Annotated in this window: 12 protein-coding genes; 6 read left to right on the forward strand and 6 right to left on the reverse strand. The window is 46.1% G+C overall.

Annotated features, from left to right (window positions below; all coding sequences use genetic code 11):
• Nucleotides 1-128: 128 nt before the first annotated feature.
• Both GA0116948_RS02515 and pafA read right to left on the reverse strand, forming a co-directional pair.
• Nucleotides 129-908, reverse strand: coding sequence for an enoyl-CoA hydratase/isomerase family protein (locus GA0116948_RS02515; protein ID WP_089708646.1), 780 nt, complete (start codon nucleotides 906-908; stop codon nucleotides 129-131).
• Between the two features lie 129 nt (nucleotides 909-1037).
• Complete coding sequence (pafA, locus tag GA0116948_RS02520; RefSeq protein ID WP_089708649.1) at nucleotides 1038-2675, reverse strand: alkaline phosphatase PafA; 1638 nt, start codon at nucleotides 2673-2675, stop codon at nucleotides 1038-1040.
• Between the two features lie 96 nt (nucleotides 2676-2771).
• On the opposite strand from pafA, the gene GA0116948_RS02525 reads away from it, so the two are divergent.
• Entirely contained in the window at nucleotides 2772-4013 is a 1242-nt protein-coding gene (locus GA0116948_RS02525; protein WP_089708652.1) for an aminotransferase class I/II-fold pyridoxal phosphate-dependent enzyme, read from the forward strand.
• Between the two features lie 843 nt (nucleotides 4014-4856).
• On the opposite strand, the gene purL is transcribed toward GA0116948_RS02525, so the two are convergent.
• A complete protein-coding gene (purL, locus tag GA0116948_RS02530) occupies nucleotides 4857-7079 on the reverse strand; it encodes a phosphoribosylformylglycinamidine synthase subunit PurL (protein ID WP_089708654.1) in 2223 nt (740 codons plus the stop codon).
• Between the two features lie 679 nt (nucleotides 7080-7758).
• Between purL and GA0116948_RS02535 the strand changes: the two genes are divergently transcribed.
• Together GA0116948_RS02535 and GA0116948_RS21400 are read left to right on the forward strand one after the other, a co-directional pair.
• Nucleotides 7759-9954, forward strand: coding sequence for a glutamine synthetase III family protein (locus GA0116948_RS02535; RefSeq protein ID WP_089708656.1), 2196 nt, complete (start codon nucleotides 7759-7761; stop codon nucleotides 9952-9954).
• Between the two features lie 183 nt (nucleotides 9955-10137).
• Nucleotides 10138-11136 carry a hypothetical protein gene (locus GA0116948_RS21400; RefSeq protein ID WP_089708658.1) on the forward strand — a complete coding sequence of 333 codons (999 nt, stop codon included), beginning with the start codon at nucleotides 10138-10140 and terminating at the stop codon, nucleotides 11134-11136.
• 131 nt (nucleotides 11137-11267) lie between these two features.
• On the opposite strand, the gene accC is transcribed toward GA0116948_RS21400, so the two are convergent.
• The 3 genes from accC to efp all read right to left on the reverse strand — a co-directional run bounded on the left by accC (nucleotide 11268) and on the right by efp (nucleotide 13851).
• A complete protein-coding gene (accC, locus tag GA0116948_RS02545) occupies nucleotides 11268-12605 on the reverse strand; it encodes an acetyl-CoA carboxylase biotin carboxylase subunit (protein ID WP_089708660.1) in 1338 nt (445 codons plus the stop codon).
• A gap of 100 nt (nucleotides 12606-12705) precedes the next feature.
• Nucleotides 12706-13173, reverse strand: a complete 468-nt coding sequence (gene accB, locus GA0116948_RS02550; RefSeq protein ID WP_089708662.1) for an acetyl-CoA carboxylase biotin carboxyl carrier protein — start codon at nucleotides 13171-13173, stop codon at nucleotides 12706-12708.
• A gap of 108 nt (nucleotides 13174-13281) precedes the next feature.
• On the reverse strand, nucleotides 13282-13851 hold the full coding sequence (gene efp / locus GA0116948_RS02555; RefSeq protein ID WP_089708664.1) for an elongation factor P: 570 nt from the start codon (nucleotides 13849-13851) through the stop codon (nucleotides 13282-13284).
• Nucleotides 13852-14118: 267 nt separating this feature from the next.
• On the opposite strand from efp, the gene GA0116948_RS02560 reads away from it, so the two are divergent.
• From GA0116948_RS02560 to GA0116948_RS02570, 3 genes are all read left to right on the forward strand, one after another.
• The gene (locus tag GA0116948_RS02560) at nucleotides 14119-14622 is read left to right on the forward strand and encodes a TlpA family protein disulfide reductase (protein ID WP_089708666.1); all 504 of its coding nucleotides are present in this window, start codon (nucleotides 14119-14121) and stop codon (nucleotides 14620-14622) included.
• 169 nt (nucleotides 14623-14791) lie between these two features.
• On the forward strand, nucleotides 14792-15733 hold the full coding sequence (gene mdh / locus GA0116948_RS02565) for a malate dehydrogenase (protein WP_089708668.1): 942 nt from the start codon (nucleotides 14792-14794) through the stop codon (nucleotides 15731-15733).
• A 220-nt stretch (nucleotides 15734-15953) separates the two neighbouring features.
• Nucleotides 15954-16538, forward strand: a complete 585-nt coding sequence (locus tag GA0116948_RS02570) for a YceI family protein (RefSeq protein WP_089708670.1) — start codon at nucleotides 15954-15956, stop codon at nucleotides 16536-16538.
• Nucleotides 16539-16640 lie beyond the last annotated feature (102 nt).

A 16640-nucleotide genomic window follows, 5' to 3' on the forward strand; every position in this document is an offset into this window, starting at 1 on the left:
GTGGCTGCTACTTGACAATTTTAACATAATGGAGTTGGCTGCCGGCCCTATGTCATCTCATAATAAGTTAAGAAAAAGAGCAAATTTTTTAACCTATTATTAGACAAAGCATAAAAATACAACGAAAGTTACCAGTGGATTTTCTCCTTGTTCAAAAAGGATTGTATACCCTGCCTGCATGCAGGATGTTCGCGGGTTTCTGCGTTAAATTGGGCCGCATATTCCAGCGCATCCGCCAGGGGCATTTCAAATACACGATTTACCAACTTTTTAGTAGAAGTAAGGGAATGGGCCGCAGCACCTTCCAGCAGGTCATTGATTGTTAACTGCACCTGGGCTTCCAGATCGGAAGGAGCTGCTACCGTTGTAATCAGGCCGTCGTCTAACGCCTGTGCAGCCGTGTACAAACTGCCGGTGAGCAACCATTTACGGGCGCGGCCCTCGCCAATTTTACGCACCAGGAATACTGATACAAGGGCGGGAATAAAACCAATCTTCACTTCGGAATAGCCTAACAGCGCATTGCTAGTCACAAAACTCAGGTCGCATACCGTTACCAGCCCACAGCCACCCGCTACCGCATGGCCTTCTACCTGGCAAATCACTATTTTATCATGGTCATAAATTTCCTGAAACAATTGCATCAGCTCCCGGGAATCACGTAGGTTTTCTTCATACGTATTTTGCTGCAACTGGGTGAGGTAATCCAGGTCGGCCCCGGCACAGAAGGTTGGGCCATTGGCTTTGAGAAGCACCAGCTTCACCGTCTCATCTGTTTTGGCAGCAGTGAAGGCCTGCCGAAGTTCGGACACCATGGCCCCGTTCAGGGCATTACGTTTTTCAGGTCTGTTTAGCGTGATCGTAGCGAGGCGATTACCTACTGTGTAGGTGATGTAGGAAAATTCCATGCGGCCATTTTCATTAAAGTTAACAAGCCGCCCTCAACCTACAAAGCCGCTTCCTTCAAAAACTGAAAATGCCGGCCTTCCAGGAAGAAAGACCGGCAGATTTTAAACGAAATGTTATCAATGTAAAAATTATTTCGTAATTTCTTCTACCACCTTACCAATATTGCCGCTTGGCATCTGCACATGTAATAAGGCCGCTATAGTAGGGGCAATATCAGTCATACCCACCAGTCGGTTCGTATGTCCAGGATGAATGCCCCAGCCCATAAATACCAGCGGTATGTGCGCATCGTAAGGGTTCCAGATGCCATGGGTGGTGCCTGTTATACCACCATTTACCCATCCTGGTTGTGGAATTAGCTGAATATCACCACCTCTTTTCTTGTTATAACCGTTGATCACCATGGTGCGCATGGGTTCTAACAGCGCTTCGGAGCCTAGCTCATGCAGGTTCAACGCATCGGCTATGGGTGGCATGCGTTTAAGGGAAGCCGTAATGAAATCAATCACTTCCTTTTCATTTTTGCCAGCCTGCTGGATAGCAGCATGGTTTAACCAAAACTGATAATTATCCGTACTAACCACAACATCCTTGATGCCAAATGCAGCTTGCACCAGACTATTAATTTTAACAGATAGGTCTTTGTCGCTCCAACTTCCAGCCGGTATGTTGTTTTCTGCTAAAAAGCCAGGCACATGTGCTACACCATGATCTGCCGTCAGGAAGAGGAGGTAATTACCCTTTCCCAAAGTGGCGTCGAGGTAATTAAAAAAGTCGCCCAGGTCTTTGTCCAGACGCAGGTAGGTATCCTCCGCTTCAATGGAATTGGGCCCAAACTGATGCCCCACATAGTCGGTCGCCGATAAACTCACGGTTAGTAAGTCGGTAACTTTGCCTTTACCCAATTGATAATTTACAAGGGCTTGCTTGGCAAATTCCAGGGTCATGGTATTTCCGTAAGGCGTAGAAGCGATATTGGCCAATGGGGTTTTGAAAGTGTGGGGGAAAGATGAGTTTACCGTATTCGGGAAACGGCCTTCATAGGGTTTATCATCTTCCGTACTTAGCGTATAGCTTTCCAGCGGATAGAGAGTTGTCCAGGGCTGTTTCAGGTATTGCTCCGGGTATTTTTGATCATTGAACTGGTTTACCCAGGCTGGCAGTTCATTCATATAATAAGTGGAACTAATCCATTTGCCTGCACCGGGATCATACCAATAAGCAGCCTGGGCCATGTGGCCAGCAGGCATAATGGCGCCGCGGTCTTTCAAGGCTACACCTATAACTTTGCTTTCTTTGTTAGCTAGGCGCAGCTCATCACCAATGGTGGTTACCAGTAAGTTACGCGGGCTCATTTTGCCTGCCTTGTTATTGCTGCCCACGCCGCTCACCGTAGAATCCTCGGCGCAATACATCTTTCGGTTAAGGGCAGTATCGTACCAGGTATTTCCTACAATACCATGAATGGCAGGTACAGAGCCGGTATACACACAACTATGACCACAGGCAGTAATCGTAGGCGTATAATTTATTAGGGTATTTTCGCAGGAAAATCCCTGGCCGGTGAGTCTTCTGAACCCTCCCTGGGAGTATCGATTAGCAAAACGGTATAAATAGTCCCAACGCATTTGGTCAACGACTATACCGATCACCAGCTTAGGCCGGGCCACCGCCACCGTGGAAGATGTTTTTACAACCGCCGGGTTTTGCGCAAAAGCGCTGCTCATCACCAAAAGGGCCATGATCAGAAGATATTTACATTTCATGCGGGCTAAATTTTGGTAACAAATGTAGCTAGTTTAAACAAGTAATATTTATATACCTTTGCATGCAGATTTTTTATAATCATAACTTAACATATCATGGATATCTTTGAGAAGCTATTGCAAAACCTGGGGCCCATTGGCCAGCATTCAGACAGAGCACACGGTTACTTTGCGTTTCCTAAACTGGAAGGTGAAATTGGAGCACGCATGAAATTCCGGGGGAAAGAAAAGATTGTCTGGAGCTTGAATAACTACCTCGGCTTGGCCAATCACCCGGAGGTACGGCAGGCAGATGCAGCAGCAGCCAAGCAATACGGCCTGGCTACTCCCATGGGCGCACGTATGATGAGTGGCAGCACCGATCTGCACGACCAGCTCGAAAAAGAACTCTCGGAATTCGAAAAAAAGGAAGATACCGTACTCCTGAACTTCGGTTACCAGGGCATTATGAGCGCCATTGACGCACTGGTGGGCCGCCACGACGTAGTTGTGTACGATGCTGAATGCCACGCCTCCATCATTGATGGATTGCGGCTTCACCAGGGCAAGCGATATGTTTACAAGCATAATGACATAGAAGACTGCGAAAAACAATTAAAACGCGCCGAAGCCCTAATCGCTGCTTCCGGTGGCGGTATCCTGTTAGTGACAGAAGGCGTTTTCGGCATGGCCGGGGACCAGGGAAAATTGAAAGAAATTGTAGACCTTAAACATAAATTTAATTTCCGCCTCCTGGTAGATGACGCCCATGGCTTCGGCACACTGGGCAAAACCGGTGCCGGCGTAGGTGAAGAACAAGGCTGCCAGGATGGTATAGACCTGTACTTTTCTACCTTCGCCAAATCCATGGCTTCCATCGGTGCTTTCATCAGTGGCCCCGTTGGCATCATCCGCTACCTGCGCTATAATATGCGCTCCCAGATCTTTGCCAAGTCGCTTCCCATGCCACTGGTGCTGGGCAACCTCAAACGCCTGCAATTGCTGCGTGAAAAAAGAGAATTGAAAGAAAAACTCTGGCATAACGTAGAAAAATTGCAGACCGGCCTGCGCGAGCGCGGTTTTAATATTGGACATACCAACTCCCCGGTTACGCCTATCTACTTGCAAGGCGATATTCCTGAAGCTACCGCCATGTGCCTGGATTTGCGGGAAAACTATAATATTTTCTGTTCTATCGTGGTATATCCAGTAATACCAAAAGGCCAGATCATTTACCGCCTCATTCCTACCGCTGCCCACTCTGACGAAGACATTGAACAAACCCTGCAGGCCTTCAGCGAAACCAAAGAAAAATTGGACGCTAAAGCCTACGCTGTTGCGGAAATTCCGATGGTGTAAATCAGGATAATAAATTATAACAATAGGCGTATCCCGCCGGCTTTGGCCGGCGGGATTTTTTAATACTGCCAAATACAGGGAATTATCCGAATCATATCACCAACAACAGTTGGATGTCATCCCGAAAAAATTATTCCTAACTAATTATTATGCTAAGCAGTCGCACATTTGACCAGGGAACCATTTATCAAAGCAGGCACAGACATAAATAAAAAGTCCCGCCTAATTGGCGGGACCCGCGTTAAATCTTCTTTCACTAGGTGTTAGTATCAACTAGTCTTCATTAGGACATGGGTAGGATAGGATAGGGAACTTGGTTTTCATAGAATAGGAAATAAGTGAATATGCTTAAATATTTTAAGGTTTAAAAGGACTTTTAATGCATTCCCTATAAACGTTATTTGTCTTGTTCGATATATCAAAAGTAAAGGAAGTGAGGAGCATCATCATCACACGAACATGGGATTTTGTTAATGAGTTGTTAATGAGCGTTAGCAAACCTTAACATTTGTTTTTTTTATGTAATGCCCCATCTCAAAACCCGCTGTGAATGAGGATTTAGCAAATCATAATTCTTTAAAAAAAGATAGTTTTTGTTAACAGTTATTAACAAAATGTACGCCGGAGACTATCTTATAGTTAAGATCTCATTAGTATTTATAAGATTCGTACTACGCCCGTGTTATTTAGTAGGTATATCAGCGATATTGGGCATAAAGACCATCATTTAAATTAACAAGGGTCGGAGAAACCCATAAGCTATATCCCTAAAACGCGTAAAGCCGGCAAGTAGTATTGCCGGCCTTACATTATTTATGCACACCCGAATGGTCTGCACTTCTATTATTTCAGCTCATTTTCAATTGCGGTGTCATAAGCATGTTTCCAGGTAGCAACTGCTCCCCAATCTTCGTTATCAATCACGATATTATCTCCAGAAACCAGGCCTATCTTTTCATATCGCACTGAATGGTCGGTAGCGTCTACCAAGCCATGGAGCAAGGCTTCAAATTTTTCCTGGTCTTCCGGGCGCACACTCACTACCACGCGGCTCTGGCTCTCTCCAAACAAGTAAGCGTCTGTACGGAAGTTGTCGTTGGTATGCACTGTAAAGCCCAGGTTATTTACCATAGCACTTTCCAGCAACGTAACAAAAAGGCCACCCTCACTCACGTCGTGGGCAGATTGTAATAATCCTGCCTTATTTAACCGGGATATAGCATGCTGAAGCTGAAATTCTTCATCCAGGTTAAAATGAGGGGTAGGACTAAACTCAATGCCAATCAGTTTATGTAAATATTCAGAGCTACTGATATCATTTCGGCTGCGACCTACCAGGTACAACACATGCCCCTCCTCCCGGAAGCCCAGGGTGAGACGCTGGTCTATATTGTCCAGCAAACCCAGCATACCGATGGTAGGCGTAGGGTACACGGCACCTTCGGGACTCTGGTTATAGAAACTTACATTACCACCGGTCACCGGGGTATTAAACTTTCTGCAGGCATCGCTCATACCTTTAATAGCGTATACAAACTGGTAGTAATATTCTGGATCGTATGGATTGCCGAAGTTCAGGCAATTGGTGATAGCTACCGGCTCGCCACCACTGCATACAATATTGCGGGCGGCTTCAGCCACGGCTATTTGTGCACCAATTTGCGGATCGGCATATACGTAACGGCTGTTGCAGTCTACCGTGAGAGCCAGCGCTTTCTGGGTGCCTTTCACTAGTACAATGGCCGCATCACTGGGTGCATTGGTACTAGCATTGGCAGTACCTACCATGCTGTCGTACTGATTATAAATCCAGCGTTTAGAGGCAATGTTAGGCAACTGCACCAGGCGTTCCGCCACAAATTTTGGCGACAGGGTATCGGCAATGCCGAGGATATCAAATTGTTTGATTTTCTGAAAATAAGCTGGCTCAGTGTAAGCCCGGTGGTATTGGGGAGCGCCGCCGCCCAGCACCAGGCTTTCTGCCGGCACATCTGCTTCCAGCACATCGCCCATGTAGAATTGCAAATTCTTACTTTTAGTTACTTCGCCTATTTGTATGCAGTGCAAGTCCCATTTATCAAAAACCTGGAGAATGGCAGCTTCTTTGCCTTTTTCCACCACGATCAGCATACGCTCCTGGCTTTCGCTGAGCAGCATTTCCCAAGCTTTCATGTTTTCCTGGCGGGTAGGTACCTTGTCCAGTTGGATGCGCATGCCATGTTCGCCCTTGGCGCTCATTTCGGCAGTGGAGCAGGTAATACCAGCTGCGCCCATATCCTGCATGCCAATGATGCCGCCGGTTTTGATCACTTCTAAACAGGCTTCCAGCAATTTCTTTTCCTGGAAAGGGTCGCCCACCTGCACCGCTGGCAAGTCTTCCGCACTATCTTCCGTGATATTGGCAGAAGCAAATGCAGCGCCTCCTATGCCATCCTTACCAGTGGCAGAACCAACAATGAACACCGGATTGCCCTCCCCGTAAGAGGTGGCAGAAACCGTTTCGCCCACTTTAACAATACCTGCACTGAATGCATTTACCAGCGGATTGGTGCTATAAGTATTTTCAAAATAGGTTTCGCCACCTACCGTTGGTACACCAAAGCAATTGCCATAGTGACCAATACCATGGACTATACCTTTTAAAAGGTGTTGTGTTTTCTTATCTTTTATATTACCAAAGCGCAGAGAGTTTAAGGCTGCAATGGGGCGTGCGCCCATGGTAAAAATATCGCGGTGAATGCCTCCTACACCAGTGGCTGCACCCTGAAAAGGCTCAATAGCAGAAGGGTGGTTGTGCGATTCAATTTTGAACACACAGGCATAACCATCACCAATATCCACCAGCCCCGCATTTTCTTCCCCGGCCTTCACCAACAGGCGGTTACCATCACGGGGTAGAGTTTTCAACCATACAATGGAGTTTTTGTAGCTGCAATGTTCACTCCACATCACCGAGTACATACTCAGCTCCGTAAAGTTGGGGGTGCGGCCCAAAATTGATTGAATCCTTTCAAATTCATCTGCGGTAAGACCTAACTGTTCTGCAGTTTCAACGGTAATTTGCATGCAATAAAATATATTGGAACAAGTGATTAAAAAGATGCGCAAAAGTATGCCTTTTTAAAGAATTCAACTCGTTAAAGCCTGGCTTTTTACAAGCCATCATACTATTGCCGGCGAGCGTCATTTAGCTGGCGGCTTGGTTTCCACGCCACCAGCCCGGTTCCCCGGTCATTACAAAGATGATTTGCAGGCATAACAGATAAAAATTGTGCTGCAAGCAATGGTGAGAATAATATAAGAAGTATCATAGCAATACTTAAGTAAGACTACAGAATTTCACTGTATAAAGGCAAAAAATGAAGCTATAAGTACTGATTTTACCCGGTTTTTATAAAATATTCAGCGGTAATGCCAGCAAATCTGACCGCCTAAATAATCAATGATGAGCCTGACAACTTATAAGCCCCTATATTATAAAAATATGAGCGACGTCATAAAATCCACTGATTAGCAATGTTTTTTTTGTTCATATTCATTTTTTAGGTAACATCCGCATCTTTTACCCAATCATATTCAGTTTTTTTAAATTCAATATATAATAGCGGTTTCATCGCCACATTTTTATTCAAAAATTAAAAAACAGATGTCTTTTGGCAGCTCCGTGTAATTTTTTAGAAATAAACTACGTAATTCTTGCATATAAAGCGTAGGAATTGTTCTTTTGCCAAAAATTTATCACACTATGCAATCATTACGCTTTTCTGCATTGGGCCACCTGGCCGGTGTAGATCCAACGATAAGTGGTGCTGAACACACCAATAAGATCACAGAAGTTTTCGGTAGCAATGTTTTCTCCGGCAAAGTAATGCGCGAATACCTGAGCGATGAAGCTTATAAAAGCCTGATGAATTCCATTAAAGGGGGCAATAAGATTGAGCGTAAAATGGCCGATCAAATTGCTTCCGGTTTGAAATCCTGGGCCATGAAGAAAGGTGTTACCCACTACACCCACTGGTTTCAGCCCCTTACCGGCACCACCGCGGAAAAGCATGATTCTTTCTTTACCCTGAAAAGCGACGGCACCGCACTGGAAACCTTCGACGGCGACGCGTTGGTACAACAGGAACCCGATGCATCTTCTTTCCCCAATGGTGGCATCCGCGCTACTTTTGAAGCACGCGGTTATACTGCCTGGGACCCTTCTTCTCCTGCCTTCATCATTGAACAGGGGGCCGGGAAAACCCTTTGTATTCCCACCATTTTCGTGGCATATACCGGTGAATCACTGGACTACAAAGCACCCCTGCTGAAAGCCCTGTCTGCCCTTGACAAAGCTGCTGTAGACGTGTGCAACTATTTCGATAAAAACGTTACAAAAGTAACTGCCACCCTGGGTTGGGAACAGGAATATTTCCTGGTAGATGAAACCCTGGCCAATGCCCGCCCCGACCTGGTAATGACCGGCCGCACGCTGGTAGGGCATGCGCCCGCCAAAGGCCAGCAACTGGAAGACCACTACTTCGGTTCTATCCCCGAAAGAGCATATGCCTTTATGCGCGATTTCGAAGAAGAATCTTACAAACTGGGCATTCCCCTGAGAACCCGTCACAATGAAGTGGCGCCTTCCCAGTTTGAATGCGCACCCATTTTTGAAGAAGTGAACATCGCTGTGGACCACAACTCCATGCTGATGGATATCATGAATAAAGTGGCCAAACGTCACCGCCTGAAATGCCTGCTGCACGAAAAACCATTTGCCGGCATCAACGGTTCTGGCAAACACAATAACTGGTCTATGGCTACCGATACCGGCGTTAACTTGCTGGCACCCGGTAAAACGCCGAAGACTAACCTGATGTTCCTGACCTTCTTTGTGAACACCATCAAAGCAGTACACGACCATGCAGATCTGATGCGCGCATCTATTGCCTCTCCAAGCAACGATTTCCGCTTGGGTGCCAATGAAGCACCTCCAGCTATCATTTCCATCTTCACCGGTAAATACCTGACCGAAGTACTGCAGGAAGTGAAAACCCGCGTGAGCAACAAATTCGACGAACAAGATGAAGCTATCCTGAAACTGGACCTGCACCGTCACATTCCGGAACTGCTGCTGGATAATACCGACCGTAACCGTACCTCTCCTTTTGCTTTCACCGGCAACAAGTTTGAGTTCCGCGCCGTAGGATCTTCCGCCAACTGCGCCTCCGCTATGACCACGCTGAACGCTATTGTGGCCAAAACCCTGACTAACTTCAAAAAAGAAGTAGACAGCCTGATCGAAAAAGGCGAGAAAAAAGAGATCGCCATTATGCAAACCTTGCGCAAATACATCGTTGAATCTGAAAAGATCCTTTTCGAAGGCGACGGTTATAGCGAAGAATGGGAAAAAGAAGCAGCAAGAAGAGGACTGGAAAATATCAAAACCACGCCCACCGCGCTGGACGCTTTTGTGAATAAAAAGAATGCTGAACTGTTCATCAGCACCGGTATTTACAACGCCAAAGAACTGCACGCCCGTCATGAAATCCTCCTGGAAGATTACGTGAAAAAGGTACAGATCGAAGCCCGCGTAATTGGCGACCTGGCTACCAATGTGATCTTGCCTTCCGCCATCCGCTACATGAACCAGCTTATCACCAACATCAGTGGCCTGAAATCCATTGGCCTGGGTGAAGAAAGCTACGTAGCCCAGAAACAGATTGTAGGCAAAATTGCTGAACACGTAAATGTAATCTCTGATAATGTGCAGAAACTGATCGAAGCCCGCAAAGCTGCGAATAAGCTGACAGACAGCCGGCAGAAAGCCATTGATTACTGCGATAAGATAAAACCGTATTTTGACGTAATCCGTTACCACGCTGACAAACTGGAATTCCTGGTGGACGACAGCAACTGGACTTTACCGAAATACCGCGAACTCCTTTTCTTGCGATAAAAAACCGTAAGATTGTTTTGGTGTATGATTTAGCCCCCGATTTTCATCGGGGGCTTTTTTGTTGTTGGAGCTCCTCCACTCCCGCCTGCCAGCATTCACTGTTAAAGATTGTTAAGCTATTTTACCGTCCTTAAACCGGACCCCCTTAAGCCGGTCTTACTTACACAAAACAAAAATTCGACCATGAAAACATTATTCACCCTCGCCCTTTGTGTATCACTGGCTACCGCGGCTACCGCACAAGACAGTACGCACACACACCAGGGCCGCGGCGACCACCGCATGACCGATCTGCACCTGAGTAACAGCCAGCACGAACAATTGAAAGCAATCAATAAAGATTTCTTTACCGCAGCCCATGCCTTAAGGACGGACAGTTCATTGAGCAAAGCCGACCGTAAAACGAAATTCGACGCGCTGGAGGCAGATCACCAGAACAAGGTTAAAGCGGTACTCTCCGCAGACCAATATGCCCAATGGCAACAGGATATGAGCAAGCATAAACCGGGCATGCACCCTGGTGGTCCTGGTGGTCCTGGTGGCCCTGATGGCACTGGTGGCCCTGGTGGTCCTGGCGATCACCGTCACGATTTTGGCCAAATGCAGGAAAAAATGAAGGAAGAGCTGGGCCTCACGGATACCCAGAGCCAACAACTGGCTACTGCCAACAAAGATTTTTTTAAACACATGGGCGAGCTGCATAAAAACAGTGCCAGCAGCGATTCCGCTACCCGCCGTACACAGTTTCAGACGTTAAGAACCAATTATGAATCCACCGTAAAAGGCATTCTTAATGCAGATCAATATGCCAAATGGCAGCAACACGAACAAGAAATGCGTTCTCACATGCGGCCCGGCGGCCCCGGCGCACCCGGCTTTGACAGCCCCCGCCCCGATTTTGGTAAAATGAATGAAAGGATCAAACAAGACCTGGGACTTAACGATGATCAAAGTAAACAGCTTAGCGCCGCTACCCAGGATTTCTTTAAAAATGCCCAATCCCTGCGCGGCACTGGCGATTCTGCTGCCCGGCGCACCCAGTTCCAGGCACTGAAAACCCAGTACGATTCAAAAGTACAGGCCATACTCACCCCGGAACAATTTGCTAAATGGCAGCAACACCAACAGGAAATGCGTCGTGGTATGGGCCATCACCATCCGATTGACGACGATAAGCAATAACGAATTTTGGTTTAAATTTAGATAGCGTTTTTTATAACGGCTTGCAATTCCTTGCAGGCCGTTTTTGCTTTCATACTAAAAAGAAGGGCCGCAACACATGTGCTGCGGCCCTTTTCATTGATTTCATATTCCTACACCAGCTTAAACGTTTCCGTAAACTTGGTCGTAAAATCACCATTGCGGAAATCTTCATTACGCATCAGTTGCTGATGGAATGGGATGGTGGTTTTCACCCCTTCGATCACAAATTCACTCAGTGCCCGCTCCATAGTATTAATGGCTTCTTCACGGGTTTGGGCCATGGTAATGATTTTTGCCACCATAGAATCGTAATATGGCGGAATCACATAACCTGCGTAAATGTGTGAATCCACGCGCACGCCATGCCCGCCAGGGATGTGCAATACGTTGATACGGCCAGGGGATGGACGGAAATCGTTATACGGATCTTCCGCGTTAATGCGGCACTCAATGGCGTGCATAACGGGTGTATAATTTTTGCCGGAGATGGGAATGCCAGCAGCAATTTTTATCTGTTCCTTAATCAGGTCGAAGTTAATCACTTCTTCCGTAACGCCGTGTTCTACCTGGATACGGGTGTTCATCTCCATGAAGTAGAAGTTACGGTGTTTGTCTACCAGGAACTCGATGGTGCCTACACTTTCGTAGTTAATGGCGGCAGCGGCTTTAATGGCAGCTTCTCCCATTTTATCGCGCAGCTCGGGCGTCATGAAGGGTGAGGGCGATTCTTCTACCAGCTTCTGGTGTCGGCGCTGAATAGAGCAGTCGCGCTCACTGAGGTGGCATACCTTACCATATTGGTCGCCGGCCACCTGTATTTCTATATGGCGAGGCTCTTCTACGAATTTTTCCATGTAGATGCCGTCGTTGGAGAAAGAGGCGCGGGCCTCATTCTTAGCCATCGTGTAAGCATTTTCTACCTCACTCTCCGCCCATACCACGCGCATACCTTTACCACCGCCACCGGCGGTAGCCTTAATGATCACGGGATACCCCATACCATTGGCCAGGTTCTTGGCTTCTTCCACGCTGGACAACAATCCTTCAGAACCAGGTATCACTGGTACGCCGGCTGAGATCATGGTTTCTTTGGCCGTCATCTTATCCCCCATTTTGCGGATCATTTCCGGAGTGGGTCCGATGAACTTGATACCATGCTCCCCGCAAATTTCCGCGAAGCGGGCATTTTCGGCCAGGAAACCATAACCAGGATGAATGGCATCTGCATTGGTAATTTCTGCAGCAGCCATGAGGTGAGGTATATTCAGGTAAGATTCGCTGCTGGCCGGTTTGCCAATGCAAACTGCTTCGTCGGCGAACTTCACGTGTAAGCTGTCTTTATCGGCCGTGCTGTAAACAGCCACCGTTTTAATGCCCATTTCTTTACAGGTACGTATAATGCGCAGGGCAATCTCACCACGATTGGCAATCAGTATTTTTTTAAACATCGTTTTTCGCTAGGTTAAAGAAATAAAAAAGCCGGAAGAAGCAAAATGGAAAGTGAGTGTAACCCGACTTTCCATTTTCTCGTCTTCCGACTATAACATCTTATGGTTCTACTAAAAACAGCGGTTGATCATATTCTACTGGGGAAGCGTCCTCCACCAGCACTTTCACGATCTTTCCACTTACTTCACTTTCAATTTCATTAAACAGTTTCATCGCTTCGATGATACAAACCACTTTGCCGGAATTAACCTCATCGCCTACGTTCACGAACGGTGGCTTGTCGGGGCCGCCGCTGCGGTAAAAAGTACCGATCATGGGTGATTTGATAGTCACCAGGTTATCCGCTTTGGCTGCGGCTGGAATGGCCGGAGCAGCGGGAGCGGCTGCAGCGGCTACCTGCGCGGCGGCCACTGGTACAGGAACGGGAGCTGGCACAGCATACACCTGCTGTATTTCATTGTCCTTCTGTTTTATAGTGATCTTAAATGCTTCCTGCTCAATGCTCAGTTCGCTGATGTTGGATTTGTTAATAACCTTGATCAGTTCCTGGATCTGTTTAAAATCCATGTAAAGAGTTTTTGGTTTTAGTAAAATGTGTTTGTGACGATATGGTAACCCCGCCTTACAGACGCTTAAAACACCTTTGACCTGGGTGATGCAGCATGGCGGCTTATTTTATTTTTCCTTTACGCGCTCTATGTATTCACCCGTTTTAGTATTTACGCGGATCAATTCACCTTCTTCCACAAACAGTGGCACCATTACAGTAGCACCGGTTTCCACGGTAGCGGCTTTGAGTGTGCGGGTGGCAGTATCGCCCTTCAGACCTGGCTCAGAATAGGTGATCTGCATAACAATTTTGTCTGGCAGCTCAACGCTCATGGGTTGATCTGTTTCCGTGTTAATTAGCATAGAAACCTCCTGGCCGTCTTTCAGGAACTGTGGCGCATCTACCATCGTTTCGGGTAGGGCCATTTGTTCGAAAGTTTCATTATCCATAAAGTTATAACCGGAATCGTCTTTGTATAAAAACTGGAACGCCTTTCTTTCTACGCGTACCGGGAAGATGGTATCGCCAGAGTTCCAAGTATGTTCAATAGAACGGCTATTGTCAACCCCTTTTAATTTGGCCCATACTTTCGCGGCCGCGCGGGCGGTTTTGTTTTGACCAAATTCTACAACAGAATATAAGCTGTTTTCCAACTTAATAATTAATCCTGTCCTGATATCTGCAGTTGTAGCCATAAATTAGGTTACTGTTTAAAGTTAGAAATTTGCATTAGGACTGCAAAAGTAAAAATTTTAGAATATGAACGAACACTATTTTACGGTCATTTTGACCAAAAATGAAGGAAATTTGCGCCTTTTGGCCGTAAATATCCGGGAATTACTACAAATCCAACACTAGCACCCGTTTTATTTTTACCACTCAACTAGTTTTAACTAAAATTATTTCCCGGAATGAGGCCCGGCACTTAACTTTATCCATCTACAAAAATAATTTCGATAGTTATGATGCGTCATTTGATGGTCCTCTGCATTTGCCTCGTTATGTTCGGCTTTTCCGCTCAGGCACAGGAAGCGGGAGCAAGCCAGCCTGCTTACAAACAATATCCCGTGATCCCTGCATTCCCACTTACCTTAGTGGATGGCCACAAAATCACTAAAAACGATCTGAAAAAAAATGTTCAGACCCTTGTTTTTATTTTCAGTGTGGAATGTGAACACTGCAAACACATGACCGAAGAAATTGAAAAAAACATCGATAAGTTTAAAAACATCCAGATACTTATGATAACTCCCTTCCAACCTGAACTGATGAAGGATTATTATAATACCTATAAAATAAAAAATTACCCAAATATTATAATGGCCAGCGAAGCTACCCGGCAGATCATGTATTTCTATGACCTGCATTACTTCCCAGGCCTCTATATTTACAACAAAAAAGGACAGTTTGTGAAAGGCTGGGAAGGCACTGCAAGACTGGATTCTCTGACTGCTTATCTTAAATAAGCAAACTGTATACCCCTGCGTTCCTGCACCGCCCCATTCCACGAAGGTGCAGGAAATGCCCGGCTTACCGGAGCCATGTATTGGAGCGAAGGCCCGACACCTCATTCGCCTTATTTAGCCTACTTTTGATATAAGACCTTTAATTATCTCACCTCAAAATCATGGATACATGAAAGTAACCGTTGTAGGAGCGGGCAATGTAGGTGCCACATGCGCCAATGTCCTTGCTCATCGGGATTTTTTACAGGAAGTGGTTTTATTGGATATCAAAGAAGGTACCGCCGAAGGCAAGTCGCTCGACTCCTGGCAACAAGCCCCCATCGATTATTACAGCACCAAAGTAACCGGCATTACCAATGATTACAGCAAAACCGCTGATAGCGACGTAGTGGTTATCACCTCCGGCCTGCCCCGTAAACCCGGTATGAGCAGGGACGACCTTATCTCCACCAATGCCAACATTGTAAAATCCGTTACCGAAAGCATTGCCCAGTATTCACCCCATGCCGTGATCATCGTTGTGAGCAACCCCCTCGACGTGATGACCTATTGCGCTTACCTCGCTGCCAAAAAAGACAGTAAAAAGGTATTCGGCATGGCCGGCATCCTGGACACCGCCCGTTATCGCGCCTTCCTGGCCGATGAGATCGGATGCTCTCCCAAAGACATTCAGGCCATCCTGATGGGTGGCCATGGCGACACTATGGTGCCGCTGCCCCGCTACACTACCGTGAGCGGCATTCCCGTTACCGAACTAATAACTCCGGACAAATTAACTGCTATTATCCAACGCACTAAAGTGGGTGGTGGTGAAATAGTAAACCTGCTGGGTACCTCTGCCTGGTACGCCCCTGGTGCCGCAGCCGCCCAAATGGTGGAAGCCATTCTTAAGGATGAAAAACGCATTTTCCCTTGCTGTGCCTGGCTTACCGGAGAATATGGTTTTAAAGACATTTACCTTGGTGTACCCGTAGTGCTGGGCAAAAATGGCATAGAAAAAATTATAGAATTACAACTGAACCAGGAAGAAAAGACCCTGCTTAACGAATCTGCTTTACACGTAAAAGAAGTAATGGACGTATTAGATCAAATGAAACGCGTAAACGCTTAAATTTCCACGAAAAGATATTTTACTGGGCGTTATCATTCCCGAATTTTTCTTTAACCGTTTAATTCAAACAGCCTTACCCTTCCATACTTCCATGGCCGGTTTTATATCATAGCGCCTTTCCTCCTGGCCCAATAATTGTAAAAATACCGTCATGAGCATATAAAATTAGATGTTATAACATATATTTTCATTTATCTTTGCTACGTTAAAAAAACACTCCATGAAAAAATTATTATTTTCTTTACTGGCCTTGGCACCCCTGGCCCTGTTTGCACAAACCAATACCTGGACACTGGATCCAGCCCATTCTGCCGTAAAATTTGACGTTACCCACTTGGTAATTTCCTCTGTTGAAGGACGTTTCAACAAATTTACTGGTGGCCTTACTGCAAATAAACCCGACTTCAGCGATGCCCAGATCAATTTCTCTGTAGATGTGAATAGCATCAACACCGACAATGAAGGCCGTGATAAACACCTGAAAACAGACGAATTTTTCAACGTGGAGAAATACCCGAACATGACCTTCAAAAGCACTGCTTTCAAGAAAGTAAGTGGAAACAAATACACCCTGGTTGGCGACCTTACCATTCGTGACGTTACCAAGAAAGTAACTTTTGACGTAGTGTATGGCGGTACTGCCAAGGATCCCTGGGGCAACATGCGTGCAGGTTTTAAAGCTACTTCCACCATCAACCGTTTCGATTACAACCTGAAATGGGACAAGGCTACAGAAGCAGGTGGCATGGTAGTAGACAAAATTGTAAATATTACCCTGACCCTGGAATTTGTACAGGGTAAATAATTAAAACATAAGATAGTTCACAGGATCATAGGTTAGGAGTGAATGGCGGTGTAAATCACCGCCATTCTTATGTTAGCTAAAATAATGTAATTTTATTACGGC

The sequence above is a fragment of the Chitinophaga costaii genome, from assembly GCF_900094705.1.
GTDB lineage: Bacteria > Bacteroidota > Bacteroidia > Chitinophagales > Chitinophagaceae > Chitinophaga > Chitinophaga costaii.

Excerpts from the sequence above, each read along its gene's own strand:
- GA0116948_RS02525 (WP_089708652.1), top strand. The coding sequence starts at position 2,772 with ATGGATATCTTTGAGAAGCTATTGCAAAACCTGGGGCCCATTGGCCAG.
- GA0116948_RS02535 (WP_089708656.1), top strand. The coding sequence starts at position 7,759 with ATGCAATCATTACGCTTTTCTGCATTGGGCCACCTGGCCGGTGTAGAT.
- accB (WP_089708662.1), bottom strand. The coding sequence starts at position 13,173 with ATGGATTTTAAACAGATCCAGGAACTGATCAAGGTTATTAACAAATCC.
- GA0116948_RS02515 (WP_089708646.1), bottom strand. The coding sequence starts at position 908 with ATGGAATTTTCCTACATCACCTACACAGTAGGTAATCGCCTCGCTACG.
- purL (WP_089708654.1), bottom strand. The coding sequence starts at position 7,079 with ATGCAAATTACCGTTGAAACTGCAGAACAGTTAGGTCTTACCGCAGAT.
- accC (WP_089708660.1), bottom strand. The coding sequence starts at position 12,605 with ATGTTTAAAAAAATACTGATTGCCAATCGTGGTGAGATTGCCCTGCGC.
- GA0116948_RS21400 (WP_089708658.1), top strand. The coding sequence starts at position 10,138 with ATGAAAACATTATTCACCCTCGCCCTTTGTGTATCACTGGCTACCGCG.
- GA0116948_RS02560 (WP_089708666.1), top strand. The coding sequence starts at position 14,119 with ATGATGCGTCATTTGATGGTCCTCTGCATTTGCCTCGTTATGTTCGGC.
- efp (WP_089708664.1), bottom strand. The coding sequence starts at position 13,851 with ATGGCTACAACTGCAGATATCAGGACAGGATTAATTATTAAGTTGGAA.
- pafA (WP_089708649.1), bottom strand. The coding sequence starts at position 2,675 with ATGAAATGTAAATATCTTCTGATCATGGCCCTTTTGGTGATGAGCAGC.
- GA0116948_RS02570 (WP_089708670.1), top strand. The coding sequence starts at position 15,954 with ATGAAAAAATTATTATTTTCTTTACTGGCCTTGGCACCCCTGGCCCTG.
- mdh (WP_089708668.1), top strand. The coding sequence starts at position 14,792 with ATGAAAGTAACCGTTGTAGGAGCGGGCAATGTAGGTGCCACATGCGCC.